Annotated in this window: 17 protein-coding genes; 6 read left to right on the forward strand and 11 right to left on the reverse strand. The window is 60.9% G+C overall.

Translation table 11 applies throughout. The features are described from left to right. Nucleotides 1–29: 29 nt before the first annotated feature. The 4 genes from AC1ECK_RS17815 to AC1ECK_RS17830 form a co-directional block, all read right to left on the reverse strand. Entirely contained in the window at nucleotides 30–1088 is a 1059-nt protein-coding gene (locus tag AC1ECK_RS17815) for a hypothetical protein (protein ID WP_480321278.1), read from the reverse strand. 103 nt (nucleotides 1089–1191) lie between these two features. Next, on the reverse strand, nucleotides 1192–2133 hold the full coding sequence (locus AC1ECK_RS17820) for a hypothetical protein (RefSeq protein WP_480321279.1): 942 nt from the start codon (nucleotides 2131–2133) through the stop codon (nucleotides 1192–1194). A gap of 559 nt (nucleotides 2134–2692) precedes the next feature. Then, nucleotides 2693–3028: a hypothetical protein gene (locus tag AC1ECK_RS17825; RefSeq protein ID WP_480321280.1), complete on the reverse strand. Its 336-nt coding sequence runs from the start codon at nucleotides 3026–3028 to the stop codon at nucleotides 2693–2695. A gap of 302 nt (nucleotides 3029–3330) precedes the next feature. Further along, nucleotides 3331–4026: a P-loop NTPase family protein gene (locus AC1ECK_RS17830; RefSeq protein ID WP_480321281.1), complete on the reverse strand. Its 696-nt coding sequence runs from the start codon at nucleotides 4024–4026 to the stop codon at nucleotides 3331–3333. A 236-nt stretch (nucleotides 4027–4262) separates the two neighbouring features. Here AC1ECK_RS17830 and AC1ECK_RS17835 point away from each other — a divergent pair, with 236 nt between their 5' ends. From AC1ECK_RS17835 to AC1ECK_RS17850, 4 genes are all read left to right on the forward strand, one after another. After that, nucleotides 4263–5177, forward strand: coding sequence for a class I SAM-dependent methyltransferase (locus AC1ECK_RS17835; RefSeq protein ID WP_480321282.1), 915 nt, complete (start codon nucleotides 4263–4265; stop codon nucleotides 5175–5177). Between the two features lie 322 nt (nucleotides 5178–5499). Continuing rightward, a complete protein-coding gene (locus AC1ECK_RS17840; protein WP_480321283.1) occupies nucleotides 5500–5739 on the forward strand; it encodes a DUF3311 domain-containing protein in 240 nt (79 codons plus the stop codon). After that, a complete protein-coding gene (mctP, locus tag AC1ECK_RS17845) occupies nucleotides 5736–7286 on the forward strand; it encodes a monocarboxylate uptake permease MctP (RefSeq protein WP_480321284.1) in 1551 nt (516 codons plus the stop codon). The genes AC1ECK_RS17840 and mctP overlap by 4 nt, the downstream gene beginning before the upstream one ends. Nucleotides 7287–7391: 105 nt before the next feature. Further along, entirely contained in the window at nucleotides 7392–8519 is a 1128-nt protein-coding gene (locus tag AC1ECK_RS17850) for an FUSC family protein (RefSeq protein ID WP_480321285.1), read from the forward strand. Nucleotides 8520–8585: 66 nt separating this feature from the next. Here the strand turns inward: AC1ECK_RS17850 and AC1ECK_RS17855 are convergent, their stop codons facing one another. From AC1ECK_RS17855 to AC1ECK_RS17875, 5 genes are all read right to left on the reverse strand, one after another. Then, nucleotides 8586–9002: a VOC family protein gene (locus tag AC1ECK_RS17855; RefSeq protein WP_480321286.1), complete on the reverse strand. Its 417-nt coding sequence runs from the start codon at nucleotides 9000–9002 to the stop codon at nucleotides 8586–8588. A 190-nt stretch (nucleotides 9003–9192) separates the two neighbouring features. Continuing rightward, the gene (gene tal / locus AC1ECK_RS17860) at nucleotides 9193–10146 is read right to left on the reverse strand and encodes a transaldolase (RefSeq protein ID WP_480321287.1); all 954 of its coding nucleotides are present in this window, start codon (nucleotides 10144–10146) and stop codon (nucleotides 9193–9195) included. 240 nt (nucleotides 10147–10386) lie between these two features. Further along, nucleotides 10387–11607, reverse strand: a complete 1221-nt coding sequence (locus AC1ECK_RS17865) for a benzoate/H(+) symporter BenE family transporter (RefSeq protein WP_480321288.1) — start codon at nucleotides 11605–11607, stop codon at nucleotides 10387–10389. A gap of 75 nt (nucleotides 11608–11682) precedes the next feature. After that, entirely contained in the window at nucleotides 11683–12858 is a 1176-nt protein-coding gene (locus AC1ECK_RS17870; RefSeq protein ID WP_480321289.1) for a vWA domain-containing protein, read from the reverse strand. Between the two features lie 62 nt (nucleotides 12859–12920). Then, complete coding sequence (locus AC1ECK_RS17875; RefSeq protein WP_480321290.1) at nucleotides 12921–13763, reverse strand: AAA family ATPase; 843 nt, start codon at nucleotides 13761–13763, stop codon at nucleotides 12921–12923. A gap of 432 nt (nucleotides 13764–14195) precedes the next feature. Between AC1ECK_RS17875 and AC1ECK_RS17880 the strand changes: the two genes are divergently transcribed. Both AC1ECK_RS17880 and AC1ECK_RS17885 read left to right on the forward strand, forming a co-directional pair. Further along, nucleotides 14196–14564, forward strand: coding sequence for a c-type cytochrome (locus AC1ECK_RS17880; protein WP_480321291.1), 369 nt, complete (start codon nucleotides 14196–14198; stop codon nucleotides 14562–14564). 59 nt (nucleotides 14565–14623) lie between these two features. Further along, entirely contained in the window at nucleotides 14624–15007 is a 384-nt protein-coding gene (locus AC1ECK_RS17885) for a c-type cytochrome (RefSeq protein ID WP_480321292.1), read from the forward strand. A 73-nt stretch (nucleotides 15008–15080) separates the two neighbouring features. Here AC1ECK_RS17885 and AC1ECK_RS17890 read toward each other — a convergent pair whose 3' ends face one another. Both AC1ECK_RS17890 and nth read right to left on the reverse strand, forming a co-directional pair. Next, on the reverse strand, nucleotides 15081–15515 hold the full coding sequence (locus AC1ECK_RS17890) for a DUF1841 family protein (RefSeq protein WP_480321293.1): 435 nt from the start codon (nucleotides 15513–15515) through the stop codon (nucleotides 15081–15083). 135 nt (nucleotides 15516–15650) lie between these two features. Further along, nucleotides 15651–16295, reverse strand: a complete 645-nt coding sequence (nth, locus tag AC1ECK_RS17895) for an endonuclease III (RefSeq protein WP_480321294.1) — start codon at nucleotides 16293–16295, stop codon at nucleotides 15651–15653. Between the last annotated feature and the right edge of the window lie 13 nt (nucleotides 16296–16308).

Here is a 16308-nt window from a genome sequence, read left to right on the forward strand (position 1 = left end):
ATGCGGCAAGCGGATATATGAGTGCGCTGTTAAAACGTATCAGAGATGTTGATAAGATCGATCACCAGTAATTCCAAGAAGGGGACTAACCAGTGTATTTCCGTCTCATCCGTTGAACCCGGAAGATAGGAGAATCCGTGGTCGGCCCGCTCTGCGTGAGCTATCTTGTTTCGCACGAAGTACATGTATTTGATGCACAGTGTTGATAACACGTCGGAAACACGAATAGTCGACGCTTGGATATGTGTGGTGAGATGAGACTGTATACTTGCCAACGCTCCAATAGCTGCCAAATGCGCCTGACGTACGGGCAACGAATCACGATACATCTGAAGGACGCGGTGATCTTCGACTCTAATGATGCTGTCTTTCAGTGCGACAGCCTTGTTTGCCGTCGCGTGGTTGTTCAAAATCATCTGGTTCCACCTCACATGTGGCCGGATGGTGGCAGCCGTAAGCGTGGAGACTCGTTGCAGTGAGAGTGGGAAGAACGTGGGATTTTGACGGATGTGCTCCCGCAGCGCTACGTGGCATGCGTGATCGGTACCCTGTTTGGCGAAACCTCGATAAAGTGCGTTGAACGCACGCCAGAGCCGCTCAAAACGGTCGAAGATACTTGCTGAGTCTAATGACTTGATGAGGTGTGTAATGGCGTGCAGCACTGTGCGCCCTCTCGGCGTCTCTTCTAGCAGTAGCGCAGCCTTAGTAGTGTTTATCGCACTTAGAGGGCCGAGATCAGTGGATTTCGAGACCACTTGCTTCACGTCGTGCCGTGACAGAGTTTGCAGGTGCTGACTGACGCTTCCCACGTGCTGGGTAATCGTAATTTCTCGAATTTGCCTAGGTTGCCGTTCTAAGACGTAGTACAAACAGAGTGCCTTAATTGTTTGCTTGTAAAACGTGCTGTTGTGCTGCTCGAGCTGGTCCAGTCGCGTTGACGAACGACTCGACTCGATGATGAGATTTCTGTTGTAGACACGGACCCGGTCGGAGGCTGCGTTTCCGGAACGATAAGCGGCGCTCCCGGCGAACAATTTTTTTTTGTTTGCGCCACAAACAAACCTTATTTCTATACTGCTGTCGGCCATGTTAACCTAAATCGGAATTGGAGCGGCGTTACAGGCGCCGCCTTAGTGTGGGATACGCTCGTGCGCTAAGCTAACATCCGTCATTGCTGCCGGCAGCGCAACGTTACCAGACAGGGGCAATCTGTCCGCAAGTCGACACTGAGCCGGTAATGATTGTTTGAAAGCAGTTTGAGAAGTCGGGAGTTTTTAGCCATTCTATCGCTATCTCTCGAAGTGCAGATTTCGTGGTCACTCCGCTAGATTCAATCACTCCAACCACGCTCTTTATTCCCTCATAGATGAACTTGCATGCCTTGACTGGATCGCAGGTGAGCTCGTAAAAGTCACGGCCACCGTGTACCAACGGGTTACGCACGTTCGAATAAAAGTAGTCGTAACGCTCGAGCAACTCCGCAAATCGGTGAACGTTACCCTCAGACATGAGGGCAGTGACATATGTACGCTGCTTCCAACCTTTCCACTGCGTGTGTACGCCTGTCAGACCGTCCAACGCGAACACCAAATTTAGAAATCGGGATTCATCTCCAAGGCTATAGAACGATTGCCGACACGCGCGCAACGCCGTCTTTACGGAGTTGGTCATTTCATCACTCCGCGTTTCCAACATTGTGTAGAGCATCATCGTCTCTAACTGAGGTGGTCCAGAGATCTCCGGTCCTAGGAAATTATTTGAGGTAGACAGCGGCGCAACTATTCCAGAGAGAGATAGCGGTTTTAGATGCGTAGGTTGTGCCGGTATGATCTCAACAGCATAGAATCCATCTTCGAGCAGTCCAGCCGGATTGGGCGTGAACTCTGGCCGCTCGAACGAACTGTACTCGAATCTCATCATGTCCATAGCATGTTCTGCAATGGACAAGCACTTGCGAATGAGCGCGTCATTGTACTTAATCGAACACATCGACCGAAGCAAATCGCTGTACTCCAGTTCTGTTTCGAACTGGAGATACGCTCCTTCAAAATCGGCAAAACGCTGACTTGTATCGACCTCAAATCCGAGGGGGCAGACAAAGCGAAATCGACCGAGATCGAACGAATTCTCCAAATGGACTTTCGTTAGCGGGACCATTACTAAGCACGGGTGCCTTACAGCGTTCTCTAGATCGGCTGCCTCCCAATTGGCATTATTCGACGCCGACTGGGTTATCTCGAGCCATGCGAAGCACTCGCGAACATCTTTCAATAGCTGGTCGTCATCAGGTGCCGGCGCTGCGTTCGGGTAGTTAAATACGACGCCATCGCTCTCTGGAAACGGGCTTGCCCAGTACCCACGTAGTCCGAATTCGACAAGCGATTCATTGAGCTCTCGCTCTCTTCCGGGCAGATCCGACCTCTTCCAGATCAAATTTCCCAAGTAGTTACCGCGCGGAGGTAATAGTCTAGCTTTCATCGAGTTGGTTAGCGTGTCGCTTGTGCATAATTAACGACCGTAAGACATCGGGCAGCATCATACCGCGCGAGATAGTTCACGCGACGATACAACTCCATTAATGGAAGACCGCTCTTTGGTGTAGAACTGACGTTTGAACGTCAGTCCGAGCGCCCTGGCGAACGGCTCGGCGTGGCCGAACTGAGCCCGATGACTACGGGCCTCATCCTGCGACTTAGCAAAGCTTTGCAACGCAGTCGCGGATAGCTTCTGCAAATTGCGGTTGGGAAAGGTCCACACCGACCCGCGCAAGCGATAGCAGGAGTTGCTCGACGCCTTCGACAACCCCGATGACCCGTCCGATCTCCACCGGTTCGCTCATACGAGGAAGTACTCCGGGTAGATCCGATTCAATGTTCGCTATTCCGTCCTCGATGGTTATATCGATTCCAAAAGGTAGAAGAAATTGCCGATCCACTCTCATATTTGTCACGTCCCCTGATGGACTCTGGATGAGCGAATTGTCAACCATCTTGACCAGTGCGTCGAACCGACGGTTGTGGTCGATCACAGACCCATGCAAACGACATACCCACCCCGAACCTCGCTGTGCAGCGATCGGCAACACGCGACCCTGAGCCGCCACTGGCACCTTTCGGCACCAAACTGCCCGAGAACCACGCCGGTTGCATCGATCGCCGCGCCCCGTGATGCCCGACATCGGCTAGTAAGCGCAAGAACCTCGTCAATCCCTCGCAACCATCACCTCTAAAATTCGCTGGTCGAGGTGCGCTTGACGTGTGCGCGAGTGGATTCTAGTCAAACCGGCGGGGCGTCGCCTTTTAACCAAATCCTGCCGCAGCGACAACCAACCTAGACACCGACTCTCGACAATTCCCCATACACGCGCTGCAGCCAAACTTTCACCCGCTGCCGCTCCAGCAACCCAAGCCCGGTCGCAGCCCGGTCCGGATGATGGACAGCAGCCCAGAAGCTCGCACTTTGCTGATCAATCTTCTGCATCGTCGCATCGGGCAGATGGCGCAGCGTCATCACGCTCGCACCCAACGCTTCGGCCCGCGCGCGTTCACCGGACGCTTCGAGAATCTCGAAACGATCGCCGCGGACCTCATTGAGCACCACCACCAGCTTGAGCCGCCCGCCGAACTGATCCAGCCATTGCCGCAGCAGATCCACCGAATCGCGACCGCTGTCCATGACGTGCCACCACGTCGGCGTCAAACCATGTTCTTCCGCAACCCCCAGCACATCCGAATCGTCGAACCACTTGGCGAGCGGCTGCTGTGTCTGTGCCGCGAGGTCCACCAGAATGCGCCGTTGCGGGTCTTCGAGGGCCGCTTCGATGACAGGATCGAGGCTGTCATGTCCGTTCAGCACGGCAGGCGCCGCATAGTCGGCGTAGAAACGCAGCAGCGCGCCATGCGAGCGGTCGGTGTCGAAGCCCAGAAACGGCACTCCTGTGTCGATAAAATACTGCGCCAGTACGCGCGCGACGAGCGACTTGCCCACGCCGCCTTTTTCTCCGCCGATGAAGTGGATGGTGCTCATGCTTGAGAATCCTTTGTGGTGGTCTGGGTCTGACGGGACGACCGTATCAGGCTTCGATGACGGCACGGCGAAACAAGGTTCAAGCAAGGTAAGAACCGGCCCGAAACAGGCTGAAGACTGGCGACTGGCCAGCTACCGACCTGCAACCAGCAGGGTACATGGAAAAGAAATTCGGGTGCGGCGAATGCTATGCTCTCGTTCGACCAAAAATTGCGTCCCTGACGCGACATCCTCACATGACGACATTGATCAAGCGCGCTTCCGCTGAAGCGCGCGCATTCCGTAACAAAAAGGCCGAGTCCGCTGGTGCAAAACAGAAAATGACGCGCACTGCCAAACGTGCGCCGCGCGACGAAGACCTTGACGACGCACCGCAAATCGAAGCGCCGCGCAAGCCGCGCTTCGCACCGGTGACGTTCTCGGAAGAGGGCGGCGTGCGCTATCTGCACTTCGGCACGGAATGGGTGCAGGGCGCGATGCGTCTGCGCAAGCCTGATCACATCGAACTCGAATACGCACAGCAGATGATGGCCTGGCTGCTGTTTCTCGAAGCGCCGAAGCGTATCGTCCAGCTCGGCCTCGGCGCGGCGGCGCTGACCAAGTTCGCGCATCGCTTCCTGAAACGCTCGAAGGTGGAAGCCGTCGAACTGAATCCGGCGGTGGTGGTGGCTGCGCGCACGATGTTCCAGTTGCCTTCGGACGACGCGCGCCTGACCGTGCACGAAACCGACGCATGGGACTTCGTCAACGAACGGGCCAACCACGGCACGATCGGTGCGTTGCAGATCGACGTCTACGACGCGACGGCACGCGGTCCGGTGCTCGATAGCGTGGCTTTCTACCGCGCCGTGCGCGCGTGTCTGACGGACGCGGGCGTGGTGACGGTGAACCTGTTCGGCGATCATCCGAGCTTCGTGCGCAACATGAAGCGCCTGAACGAAGCCTTCGACGGCCGTGTGGTGGCGCTGCCCGAAGTGCACGACGGCAACCGCGTGGCGATTGCGTTTTCGGGCCCGGCGCTCGACGTGTCGTTCGCGACGCTGCAAGCACGCGCCAAACTGATCGAAGCCGAACTGGCCTTGCCTGCGCGCAAGTGGATCAAGGGGCTGCAGGAATCCACCGGTCAGAAGGCCGGTTCGTTCACGATCTAAGGCGCATTACACATAGGGCCGGCCGCGTCGTCCTGATCCGCTTTGCCGGCCCCGATCCGCAGCGCCGGCCCCAGACCATTCCCAGGCACGCCCGCGCATTCGCGCGGCGGCGCCCAGGCCGCGGCCCTGCGCTGCCCGCGGCACCTCGCTTGCCCCTTGCGGGCCCACGGCTGCGGCCTCGGGTCGTCCCTGCTTGACCGTACCTTCGCGACTCCTATACTCTTTCAAGGCTTTCGGGGCGCCCGTGGCTTACCGGCGGCGCGGCCTCCCGCACCCGGGTCAACCACGGGACACAAGTCAATAAAAGGAAACAGGAGACGTCATGGCTCACGACGCCGACGCGAACAAGACCAGCAAACACTGGCTCTGGTTGCTGTTGCTTCCCTGGATCGCCATGATCTGGGTGCCGTCATACAACAAGGTCGAACCTCAACTGTTCGATTTCCCGTTCTTCTACTGGTATCAACTGCTGTGGGTGCTGATCAGCGCGGCCGTTACGGCACTCGTCTACTTCAAGACCAAAAAACGTTCGCCGGATAGCTCACAAGGGGGCGCTCAATGAATCCCGTCGCCACCTTTGTCTTCGTCCTGTTCTTTATCGGCGTCACGATTCTTGGCTTTATCGCGGCTCACTGGCGCCGTGGCGATCTAGCCCATCTCGAAGAGTGGGGCCTCGGCGGCCGCCGCTTCGGCACCATCGTCACGTGGTTCCTGCTGGGCGGCGACCTGTACACCGCCTACACCTTCATCGCCGTACCGGCGCTCGTGTTCGGCGCAGGCGCGACCGGCTTCTTCGCGCTGCCTTATACGATCCTGATCTATCCGTTCGCCTTCGTGGTGTTCCCGAAGCTCTGGAGCATTGCGAAACGTCAGGGCTACGTGACGTCTGCCGACTTCGTCAACGCCCGCTATGGCAGCCGGATGCTCGCGCTGGCAGTCGCCTTGACCGGTATCGTCGCCACCATGCCGTATATCGCGCTGCAACTGGTCGGGATCGAAGTGGTGATCGGTGCGCTCGGTTTCGATACCACGGGCTTTGTCGGCGATCTGCCGCTCATCATCGCCTTCGCGATTCTGGCCGCCTACACGTACACCTCCGGCCTGCGCGCGCCGGCCATGATCGCGATCGTCAAGGACCTGCTGATCTATATCACGATCTTCGCGGCGATCATCGTGATTCCGCCGCAACTGGGCGGCTTTGGCCATATCTTCGGCGCGGTGCCGCCGGCCAAGCTGCTGCTCAAGGCGCCGGACGTGTCGAGCCTGAACGGCTATAGCGCATACGCCACCCTGGCGGTCGGTTCGGCGCTGGCGCTGTTCCTCTATCCGCACTCGATTACCGCGGTGCTTTCGTCGAAGTCGGGCAACACGATCCGCCGCAATATGGCGATGCTGCCGGCGTACTCGCTGGTGCTCGGCCTGCTCGCGCTGCTGGGCTTCATGGCGCTGGCCTCGGGCGTGAAGGACATGCCGGAATTCGCGCCTTACTTCAAGGCGTTCGGCCCGAACTTCGCGGTGCCCGCGCTGTTCCTGCATTTCTTCCCGTCGTGGTTCGTCGGGGTGGCGTTTGCCGCTATCGGCATCGGCGCGCTGGTGCCGGCAGCGATCATGTCGATTGCGGCGGCCAATCTGTACACGCGCAATATCCACAAGGAGTTCATCAACCGCAACATGACGAGCGAGCAGGAGACCAACATCGCCAAACTGGTCTCGCTGATCGTCAAGGTGGGGGCGGTGGCTTTCATTCTCGGCTTGCCGCTCACCTACGCCATCCAGTTGCAGTTGCTGGGCGGCATCTGGATCATCCAGACGTTGCCGGCGATCGTGCTGGGTCTCTACACGCGCATGCTCGACTACCGCGGCCTGCTGCTCGGCTGGGCGGTCGGCATTGCGACCGGCACATGGATGGCCATTTCGCTGAAGCTCGCCGGTTCGATCTTCACGATCCACCTGTTTGGCCTGGCGATTCCCGGCTATGCGGCGGTGTGGTCGCTGGTGGTGAATCTGGTGGTGGCGGTGGTGGTCAGCCTGCTGGTGCGTGCGGTCGGCATGAAGCACGCCGAGGATCGGACCCGGCCCGAAGACTATCTGGACGTGGTGGAAAGCTAAGCCTGGTTTCCTGAGGTCGCGCAAAACGCCCGCAACGAAAAATTGCGGGCGTTTTGCATTTTTGGTGCAGGATAGCCATATCGCATCTCCAGTTTCCGGGCGCCCATGTCATCTGCCGATTCCGACCCTGTGATGCCGCGCCGCACCAGCGCCAACCGCATCGTCAGGGCGATCACCTCGCCGTATTACCGCTACCGGCACGCCAAACTGCTCCATAGCGTGCGGGTCGGCCTCGCGATGATGGTGTCGATTCTTGCGACCACCGGCATCCATATTCCGCATGGCATCTGGTCGTCGGTGACGCTGCTGGTGGTGATCGGCGGTCTGCAACACCACGGCAACATCCGCAAGAAGGCGACGGACCGGGCCGCCGGCACGCTGCTCGGGGCGTCGATCGGGCTCGTGTTGATCCTGCAGCAAAACCTGATCGGCTCGCTGTGGCTGACCTATGTGCTGATGTCCGTGGTGGCGGCCGTCTGCGCGTGGTACGCGATCGGCAAGGGCGGCTATGTCGGGCTGCTGACGGCGATCACCATGTGCGTCGTTGCGGGCCACGGCGACAACCTGATCGATACGGGCCTCTGGCGCACGCTGAACGTGCTGATCGGCATCGTGATTGCGCTGGCGTTCTCGTTTGCCTTGCCGTTGCATGCGACCTATTCATGGCGTTACCTGCTCGCAGACAATCTGCGCGGCTGTGCGCGGATTTACACGCATCTCGTGAACGGCGTACCACTGCATCCGGACGAACAGATCAAGGCGTTCCTGGAGTTGAACGCGCGGCTGGTGCAATTGCGTGCGTTGATGCCGTCGGTAGCGAAAGAGATCGAGGCGCCGCCCGGAAAACTGGAAGAGATTCAGCGCGTTCACCGCTCGGTGTTGAGCGCGCTGGAAATCATGGCGACCGGCACGCTGTCCCAGGCGGATGCCGTGGCGCGCGCGGCCTTCGCCCAGCAATGCGGCGCCGAGGCGGGCGCGGTGCGGGCCATGCTGCTGGCGATGGCGCGCGGCTTGCGCTTCGGCGGCGCGGCGCGCTTCCTTGCGCCTCAGGTCGTATTGGCTCGCGTGGCCGGTGGCGCGCTGGCGTTGCAACTGGCCCCGGAACTGCAGGGGCCGTACTGGCTGGGCGAGCGCATGATCGAGCAGGTCGACCACTTGCGGGCGCTACTGCTGGAGACCGAGCCGAACTGGAATATCGAGCGGCACGGGGCGCCCGCCGCTTCCGCAGCCTGATCGCGCTGAGGCGGGCGCCCCGTTTTCTTCCTTTTCCGAATGGCAGCGGAAATGGGCTGCGCTCAGTTAGTTGGCCTGGGGAATCGTCACCATCCAGCCGATTCCAAACTTGTCCGTCACCATGCCGAAGCCCTGGCTCCAGAAAGTGGCCTGCCACGGCATATCGACCGTGCCGCCCTCGGCGAGCGCGTTATAAAGCTTTTCGCCGTGAGCGAGGTCATCGGCGGTCAGCGACAGCTTGAAACCGTTGTGGGTCACGCTTTCGCTCATGCAGTCGTCGGAAACCATCAGGATGGTCGAGCCGAATTTGACCGAGGCATGCATGACCATGTTTTCGGACTTTGGATCGACCGAGTGTTTGGCGTCGGGCGGCGCATCCTTGTACTGCATCTTGAATACCACCTCTGCGCCGAGCTTCTCGGTGTAGAAGTTCAGCGCTTCGTCGCAGCGGCCGTCGAAAAATACATAAGGCTGGATTTCCATCGTCGTCTCCTGTGTCGACCAGAGTTAGCGCTTCAGCGCTTACTCTGGTCCCATGCAATGGGTTACCCGAGTGTTCACACGTGCGGCGCGGCAACTGCCCAAGCGGACAGAACAACGCCACAGCAAACAATTGTAGTCGTCTGCTGTGGCGTCAATTGTGAAAACCGGTAAAACCCTAGAAACGAACCGCTTAACGCAGTCCTTCGATCAGCTTTTCGAGCTTGACGGCGTCGGCGGCGAACGCGCGGATCCCTTCGGCGAGCTTTTCGGTGGCCATTGCTTCGTCGTTGACGAGGAAGCGGAACGACGATTCGTCGACCGGCACGCGTTCAATCGCCGCGCTCTGGCCAAGCTCCGGCGACAGCTTGCGCTCGACCTTCTCGGTGCTGTCCTGCAGCTTTTGCAGCAGATCGGGGCTGATCGTCAACAGGTCGCAACCGGCCAGTTCGAGGATCTGGCCCGGCGTGCGGAAGCTCGCGCCCATCACTTCGGTCTTGTAGCCGAACTTCTTGTAGTACGCGTAGATGCGGCGCACCGACTGCACGCCCGGATCGTTCGCGCCGCCGTCTTTCGCTTCGTCCCATGCGCTGCCGGCGTTCTTCTTGTACCAGTCGTAGATACGGCCGACGAACGGCGAAATCAGTTGTGCGCCCGCTTCGGCGCAGGCAGCGGCCTGAGCGAGCGAGAACAGCAGCGTCATGTTGCAGCGGATGCCGTCTTTCTGCAGTTGCTCTGCCGCGCGGATGCCTTCCCACGTGGAGGCGAGCTTGATCAGAATGCGCTCGCGGCCGATGCCGGCGGCTTCGTACAGCTTGATCAGTTCATGACCCTTGTCGATCGAGCCCTTGACGTCGAACGACAGGCGCGCGTCGACTTCGGTCGAGACGCGGCCCGGGATGATCTTGAGGATTTCGGTGCCGAAAGCGATCAGCAGATGATCGATGATGGCGCCGACCGGCTTCGACGCGTGGTCGCGCACGGTTTTTTCGAGCAGCGGACGGTAGTCGTCCTTTTGTACGGCCTTGAGGATCAGCGACGGGTTGGTGGTCGCATCCTGCGGCTTGTACTGCGCGAGTTGCTGGAAGTCGCCGGTATCGGCGACGACGGTCGTGAATTGCTTGAGTTGATCGAGTGCGGTAGTCATGTCGAGCCTTCGAGGCGCACAGGCGCAATGGTCCAAAAGTGGAGGTTGCCGCAAAGGTGGGCGGGGCGGTTGCTCCGCTCACCTCGACTGCAGCATTTCACGCTGCGGCATCTTCCATGATGTTGCCGGAAAATGCCGCCCGATACTTCTATTCTATGGCGGATCGGATGATGCGGTTTTGACAACTTTTTTTGACGCCTGGTTTTGACACCCGCATCCGCCGGTCCGTTCGGCCTGCGCTCAGGCGCGCCGCGCGTTCAGCACCAGCTGCGTGAGCACGCCGGCCACGAGCCCCCAGAACGCCGAGCCGATCGACAGCAGCGTGAGGCCGGAGGCGGTCACCATGAAGGTGACCAGCGCCGCTTCGCGCTGCTTGAGGTCCTGCATGGCGTTGGCGAGGCCGCTCATGATCGAGCCGAACAGCGCCAAAGCCGCCACCGATACCACCAGCGCCTTCGGCAGCGAGGCGAACAGGGCGGCGATCGTCGCGCCGAAAATCCCGGCGATCAGATAAAACACGCCACCCCAGACGGCGGCGGTGTAGCGCTTGTTGCGATCTTCGTGGGCTTCGGGGCCGGTACAGATGGCCGCGGTAATGGCCGCAAGATTGATGCCGTGCGAGCCGAAAGGCGCGAGCAGCAGTGAAGCGATGCCGGTCGTGGCGATCAGCGGGGCGGACGGCGTGGTATAGCCGTCGGCCCGCAGCACGGCGATGCCCGGCACGTTCTGCGAGGCCATTGCGACCACAAACAGCGGAATGCCGATGCTGACGCTCGCCGCGACCGAGAAGGCCGGCATGGTCAGCACGGGCCGCGCGAGCGCCACGTGAAAGCGGCTGAAGTCGAGCAGGCCGAGGCCGCCGGCGACCGCGGTGCCGACAATCAGCGTCGTCACGATCGCATAGCGCGGCGCGAGGCGCTTGACGACGAGGTACGTGAAGAACATCGCCAGCACCAGCGCGGTCTGGAATTGCGCGGCGCGGAAGATTTCGATGCCGATTTCGAACAGGATGCCCGCCAGCAGCGCCGAGGCGATTCCCGCGGGAACCTTCTTCATCAGCGTATCGAACCAGCCGGTCAGGCCGACCACGGTGAGCAGCAGCGCGCAGACAATAAACGCGCCGATCGCTTCCGGATAGCTCACGTGCGGCAACGACGACACCAGCAGCGCGGCGCCCGGCGTCGACCACGCAATCACGATGGGCGCGCGAAAGCGCAGCGACAGGCCGATCGTGCACAGCGCCATGCCGATCGAGAGCGCCCAGATCCACGAAGAAATCTGCGCGTCGGACAGATGCGCGGCCTGACTGGCCTGGAACATCAGCACGAGCGAACTGGTGTAGCCGGTCATCATCGCGACGAAGCCGGCCACCAGCGCGGACAGCGAGGTATCCGAGAACGGCCGCAACCGCGCGGGCGGCGTAGCGGAAGGGGACAGCTCGGGGGACGAAGGCGAACTCATGCAGAGGGTCTCGAATTTCTTATGGTGACGGCGATGCAACTCATCATTTACTCAGCTTGCTGACTCAAATGCAAATTACTTGCTCAACATCCGCATCGCGGTCTCCAGACCGGCGAGCGTCAGAGGATACATCCGATGCCCGAGCACCTCGCGGATCACCGACACCGATTGCCGATAATCCCACAGCCCTTCCGGCTCGGGGTTGAGCCACGCGTAATGCGGGAAATGATCGGCAAGGCGGCGCAGCCACACCGCGCCGGCCTCGGGGTTGTTGTATTCCACCGAGCCGCCCGGCTGCAGCACTTCGTACGGGCTCATGGTCGCGTCGCCGACGAAGATCAGCTTGTAGTCCGGCGTGAACTTGTGCAGCACGTCCCACGTGGGCATACGCTCGGCATGACGGCGCCGGTTGTTCTTCCACAGGAAGTCGTACACGCAGTTGTGGAAGTAATAGAACTCGAGATGCTTGAATTCGGCCTTGGCGGCGGAAAACAGCTCTTCGGTGCGCTTGATGTGGTCGTCCATCGAGCCGCCCACGTCGAGCAGCATCAGCACCTTCACGTTGTTATGCCGCTCGGGCACCATCTTCAGATCGAGCCAGCCGGCGTTGGCAGCGGTGCTGCGGATCGTGTCGGGCAGATCGAGTTCTTCGGCAGCGCCTTCGCGTGCAAAACGCCGCAGCCGCCGCAGCGCGACCTTGATGTTGCGCGTGCCGATCTCCACCTGGTCGTCGTAGTCGCGATAGGCGCGCGCTTCCCATACCTTGACGGCGCTGCGGTTGCCCGCCGAGTCGCCGCCGATGCGGATGCCTTCCGGGTTATAGCCGCCGTTGCCGAACGGCGAGGTGCCGCCCGTGCCGATCCACTTGCTGCCGCCTTCGTGGCGTTCCTTCTGCTCGTCGAACAGTTCCTTGAGGCGCTCCATCAGCTTGTCGAGTCCGCCCATCGCTTCGATCTGCGCCTTTTCTTCCGGCGACAGGTCGCGCTGCAGCTTCTTCTTCAGCCAGTCGAGCGGCACGTCGAGCGCCAGTTCGGACTTGCTTGCCACACCGTTGAAATACGCGCCGAAGGCCTGGTCGAACTTGTCGAAATACTGTTCGTCTTTCACCAGTGTGAGACGGGCGAGGTAGTAGAACTCGTCGAGCGACGGTGCGATCACGCTGGCCTTGAGCGCTTCGAGCAGCGTCAGGTACTCCTTCACGGAGACCGGCAGCTTGGCCGCGCGCAACGAATAAAAGAAGTCGATCAGCATGCGGTTTCCTCCGCGCAAGCGTCAGGCGGCTCACGCACCGGCGTAAGGCGTACGCGCCCGGTTCAACGGTTGTTGCGGTTCATGAAAATGAGCCGTTCGAACAGGCTCACGTCCTGCTCGTTCTTGAGCAACGCGCCATGCAACGGCGGAATGATCTGCTTGTGGTCCGCCGAGCGCAGCGCTTCCGGCGGAATGTCTTCGGCGAGCAGCAGCTTCAGCCAGTCGAGCAGTTCCGAGGTGGACGGCTTCTTCTTCAGGCCCGACACATTGCGCAGCTCGAAAAAGCTCGCCATTGCCGCGCTCAGCAAGTCTTTCTTGATGCCGGGGTAGTGCACTTCGACGATCTGCTGCATCGTCACCGGATCCGGGAACTTGATGTAGTGGAAGAAGCAGCGGCGCAGGAACGCATCGGGCAACTCCTTCTCGTTGTTCGAGGTGATGATGACGAGCGGGCGGTGCTTCGCGCGCACCAGTTCGTGCGTCTCGTAGACGTAGAACTCCATGCGGTCGAGTTCGCGCAGCAGGTCGTTGGGAAATTCGATGTCGGCCTTGTCGATCTCGTCGATCAGCAGCACGGTCTGCTGGTCCGCTTCGAACGCCTGCCAGAGCACGCCTTTGACGATGTAGTTGCGGATGTCCTTGACGCGCTCGTCGCCGAGCTGCGAATCGCGCAGGCGCGACACCGCGTCGTATTCGTAGAGGCCCTGCTGCGCTTTCGTGGTGGACTTGATGTGCCATTGCAGCAACGGCATGCCGAGGGCTGCCGCGACTTCCTCGGCCAGCATGGTTTTGCCGGTGCCGGGCTCGCCTTTGATGAGCAGCGGCCGCTGCAGTGTCATCGCGGCGTTGACCGCAAGTTTGAGGTCGTCGGTGGCGACGTACTGCGAGGAGCCTTCGAAACGCATGGCGAGACGCTCGTTCGGGGAAAAATTCCAGTATAAGTCAGAAGCCCTGTTGGGCCGAAACGCGCTGGCGTATGGTGTCATCCGCACCGGTTGCCGGCGCGTGGCCCGGTGGGCGGGTTGTGCGTGGCGCCGGGCAGCGTGCGGGTTTGCCCGCAGGCCGGCGCGGGGCGAGCCGGGCAAGCGTGGCTGCCCCGCGCAAGGTCTGCCGAAGGCGCTGGAAGGCCCGCGTGGCAGGGCTTCCGGCCGCGCGGAAGAGCGCCGCGGCGGGAGCGAAAGCCCGCCGGGCGGCCCGGCCCGCTCGGTGGACGCCCGCCGCAGCAGCGCGGTACAATTAGGCCGATTTTTTTGGCCTGCGTGGCAACCCTAGAAGAATAATGGTGCAGGCTGTTGCCTTTTCGGGCGCCCGTTTCCCCTCAAGCCAGGTTACATGCTATGAATAAATTCGTCGGCAAACACGTCGTAATCGCTGCGCTGTCGGTGTTGGCGGGCTACGCGGCCAGTGCGCAGGCAGCGGATGTCGTCGGCAACGCCAAGGCGGGCCAGGGTAAGGTTGCGATGTGTATTGGCTGCCACGGCATTCCTGATTACCGCACGGCGTACCCGGAGGTCTACCGGGTGCCTGTTCTCGGTGGCCAGAATCAGGCGTACCTCGAGAATGCGCTGCACGCATACAAGAAAGGCGACCGCCACTTCGAAACGATGCGCGCCATCGCCACCTCGCTGTCGGACCAGGACATTGCCGACATCGCTGCGTATTACGCGGCGCAGACTCCCTCTTCGAAGAACAATCCCGACAAGTGATCGGCTGCGCTGATCCATCCAGTCACTCAGCTAATCAATTTCGCGGGATAGGAGAATTCATGAAGAAGCCTCAACTGGCACTCCACACGATGCTCAAGGCTGCCTGTGCGGCGGCGGCAGTGTTCGGTCTGGCCGCGGCCAACGTGGCGCACGCCGCCGACGCCGACAACGGCAAGGTGCTGGCCGACGCCCACAACTGCGCGGCTTGTCACGGCGCCAACCTGAACAAGCCCGTGAGCCCGGAATACCCGCGGCTCGCCGGTCAGCATGCCGACTACATCTACTGGGCGCTGCGCCAGTATCAAATGGGCAACGGCAATCCGCACTTCGGTCGCAACAACGCGATCATGCAGGCGCAGGTGCAAAGCCTGTCGCAAGGCGACATGAAGGACCTCGCGGCTTATATCGAATCGCTGAACGGCGATCTGGTCGAAAAGAAGTAAGCACGCTGCAAGGCGCTGCCGATATGCAAAACACCCCGCTTCGTGCGGGGTGTTTTGCTTTGTGCCGTGCTGCTCAGTCGCGCGAGGCGCGCTGCTCGATGCGCTGCAGGTAGGCGTCGGTATCGGGTGGCGTGCCGGTGCGCTGGGCTTCCCACAGGGTTTCGCCGAGGCACTCCATGATGGCGTGCTGAGCCTCGTGGCCCGAGCCCAGGCGCGCGGCGAGCCGGTCATGGGTGGCGCGGATGCCGGGTGGCTGATCGATCGACAGTTGCTCGCTGATGGCGAGGTGCATCGACAGATGCAGGAACGGGTTGGTCCGGCCGCGCTCGGGCGAGTAGTCCTGGGCGGACGCGGCCTCGCCGTCCTTCAGTTCGGCATGGTATTCGGGGTGTTCGACGATCCAGTCGGCGGCGATCGCCTCGAGCGGCGTCAGGATCGCGCCTTCGCGCTGCTTGCGCCAGGTCTCGGTGAAAAAGCTTCGGACTTCGTCGCGGCTGGGATTGAACATCGTGGACTGAAAGCGGTAGTGAGGGGGCGCACAGGGCGGGCAAACGCGTTGCGCGATGGAGCAACTCGGTATTTTACGCCGCGAGCCGGCGCGGCGCCGGCAGGACGCCCACGCTCGCCTCGCTCGCCGCATGCCTCACAGATCGGGCGGCGGCGTCTTCGGCCTGAACTCGCAGAGCGGCTCGATCACGCAATGCCAGCATTCCGGCCGGCGGGCCTTGCACACGTAACGGCCGTGCAGGATCAGCCAGTGATGCGCGTCCTGCCTGAACTCGGCTGGCGTGAATTTCTCCAGCGCCGCTTCGACTGCGCGCACGTCTTTGCCCGGCGCCAGTCCGGTTCGATTCGCAACCCGAAAGATGTGCGTGTCGACGGCGATGGTCGGGTGACCGAAGGCCGTGTTCAGGACCACATTGGCGGTTTTGCGGCCAACCCCGGGGAGGCTTTCGAGCGCCTCGCGATCGGCCGGAACCTCGCCGCCATACTGCTCGAGCAGGATCCGGCAGGTCGCGACAACGTTCTTCGCCTTGGTGCGATACAGGCCGATGGTCTTGATGTACCCGGTCACGCCGTCCTCACCGAGTTCGACGATCTGCTGCGGCGTGTTCGCGACCGGGAACATCTTGCGCATCGCCTTGTTGACCGATACGTCGGTGGCCTGGGCCGACAGCATCACCGCGATCAGCAGTTCGAACGGCGTGGTGAATTCGAGTTCGGTGGTCGGGTGCGGGTTGAGGCTCTGGAGCGTCTCGTAGATGGCGCGGCGTTTGTTCGCGTTCATACCTGGGGTGGGC

The sequence above is a fragment of the Paraburkholderia sp. SSBN10T genome, from assembly GCF_056619545.1.

Excerpts from the sequence above, each read along its gene's own strand:
- AC1ECK_RS17835 (WP_480321282.1), top strand. The coding sequence starts at position 4,263 with ATGACGACATTGATCAAGCGCGCTTCCGCTGAAGCGCGCGCATTCCGT.
- AC1ECK_RS17850 (WP_480321285.1), top strand. The coding sequence starts at position 7,392 with ATGTCATCTGCCGATTCCGACCCTGTGATGCCGCGCCGCACCAGCGCC.
- AC1ECK_RS17875 (WP_480321290.1), bottom strand. The coding sequence starts at position 13,763 with ATGCGTTTCGAAGGCTCCTCGCAGTACGTCGCCACCGACGACCTCAAA.
- AC1ECK_RS17880 (WP_480321291.1), top strand. The coding sequence starts at position 14,196 with ATGAATAAATTCGTCGGCAAACACGTCGTAATCGCTGCGCTGTCGGTG.
- AC1ECK_RS17855 (WP_480321286.1), bottom strand. The coding sequence starts at position 9,002 with ATGGAAATCCAGCCTTATGTATTTTTCGACGGCCGCTGCGACGAAGCG.
- AC1ECK_RS17870 (WP_480321289.1), bottom strand. The coding sequence starts at position 12,858 with ATGCTGATCGACTTCTTTTATTCGTTGCGCGCGGCCAAGCTGCCGGTC.
- AC1ECK_RS17885 (WP_480321292.1), top strand. The coding sequence starts at position 14,624 with ATGAAGAAGCCTCAACTGGCACTCCACACGATGCTCAAGGCTGCCTGT.
- tal (WP_480321287.1), bottom strand. The coding sequence starts at position 10,146 with ATGACTACCGCACTCGATCAACTCAAGCAATTCACGACCGTCGTCGCC.
- AC1ECK_RS17815 (WP_480321278.1), bottom strand. The coding sequence starts at position 1,088 with ATGGCCGACAGCAGTATAGAAATAAGGTTTGTTTGTGGCGCAAACAAA.
- AC1ECK_RS17830 (WP_480321281.1), bottom strand. The coding sequence starts at position 4,026 with ATGAGCACCATCCACTTCATCGGCGGAGAAAAAGGCGGCGTGGGCAAG.
- mctP (WP_480321284.1), top strand. The coding sequence starts at position 5,736 with ATGAATCCCGTCGCCACCTTTGTCTTCGTCCTGTTCTTTATCGGCGTC.
- AC1ECK_RS17890 (WP_480321293.1), bottom strand. The coding sequence starts at position 15,515 with ATGTTCAATCCCAGCCGCGACGAAGTCCGAAGCTTTTTCACCGAGACC.
- nth (WP_480321294.1), bottom strand. The coding sequence starts at position 16,295 with ATGAACGCGAACAAACGCCGCGCCATCTACGAGACGCTCCAGAGCCTC.
- AC1ECK_RS17840 (WP_480321283.1), top strand. The coding sequence starts at position 5,500 with ATGGCTCACGACGCCGACGCGAACAAGACCAGCAAACACTGGCTCTGG.
- AC1ECK_RS17865 (WP_480321288.1), bottom strand. The coding sequence starts at position 11,607 with ATGAGTTCGCCTTCGTCCCCCGAGCTGTCCCCTTCCGCTACGCCGCCC.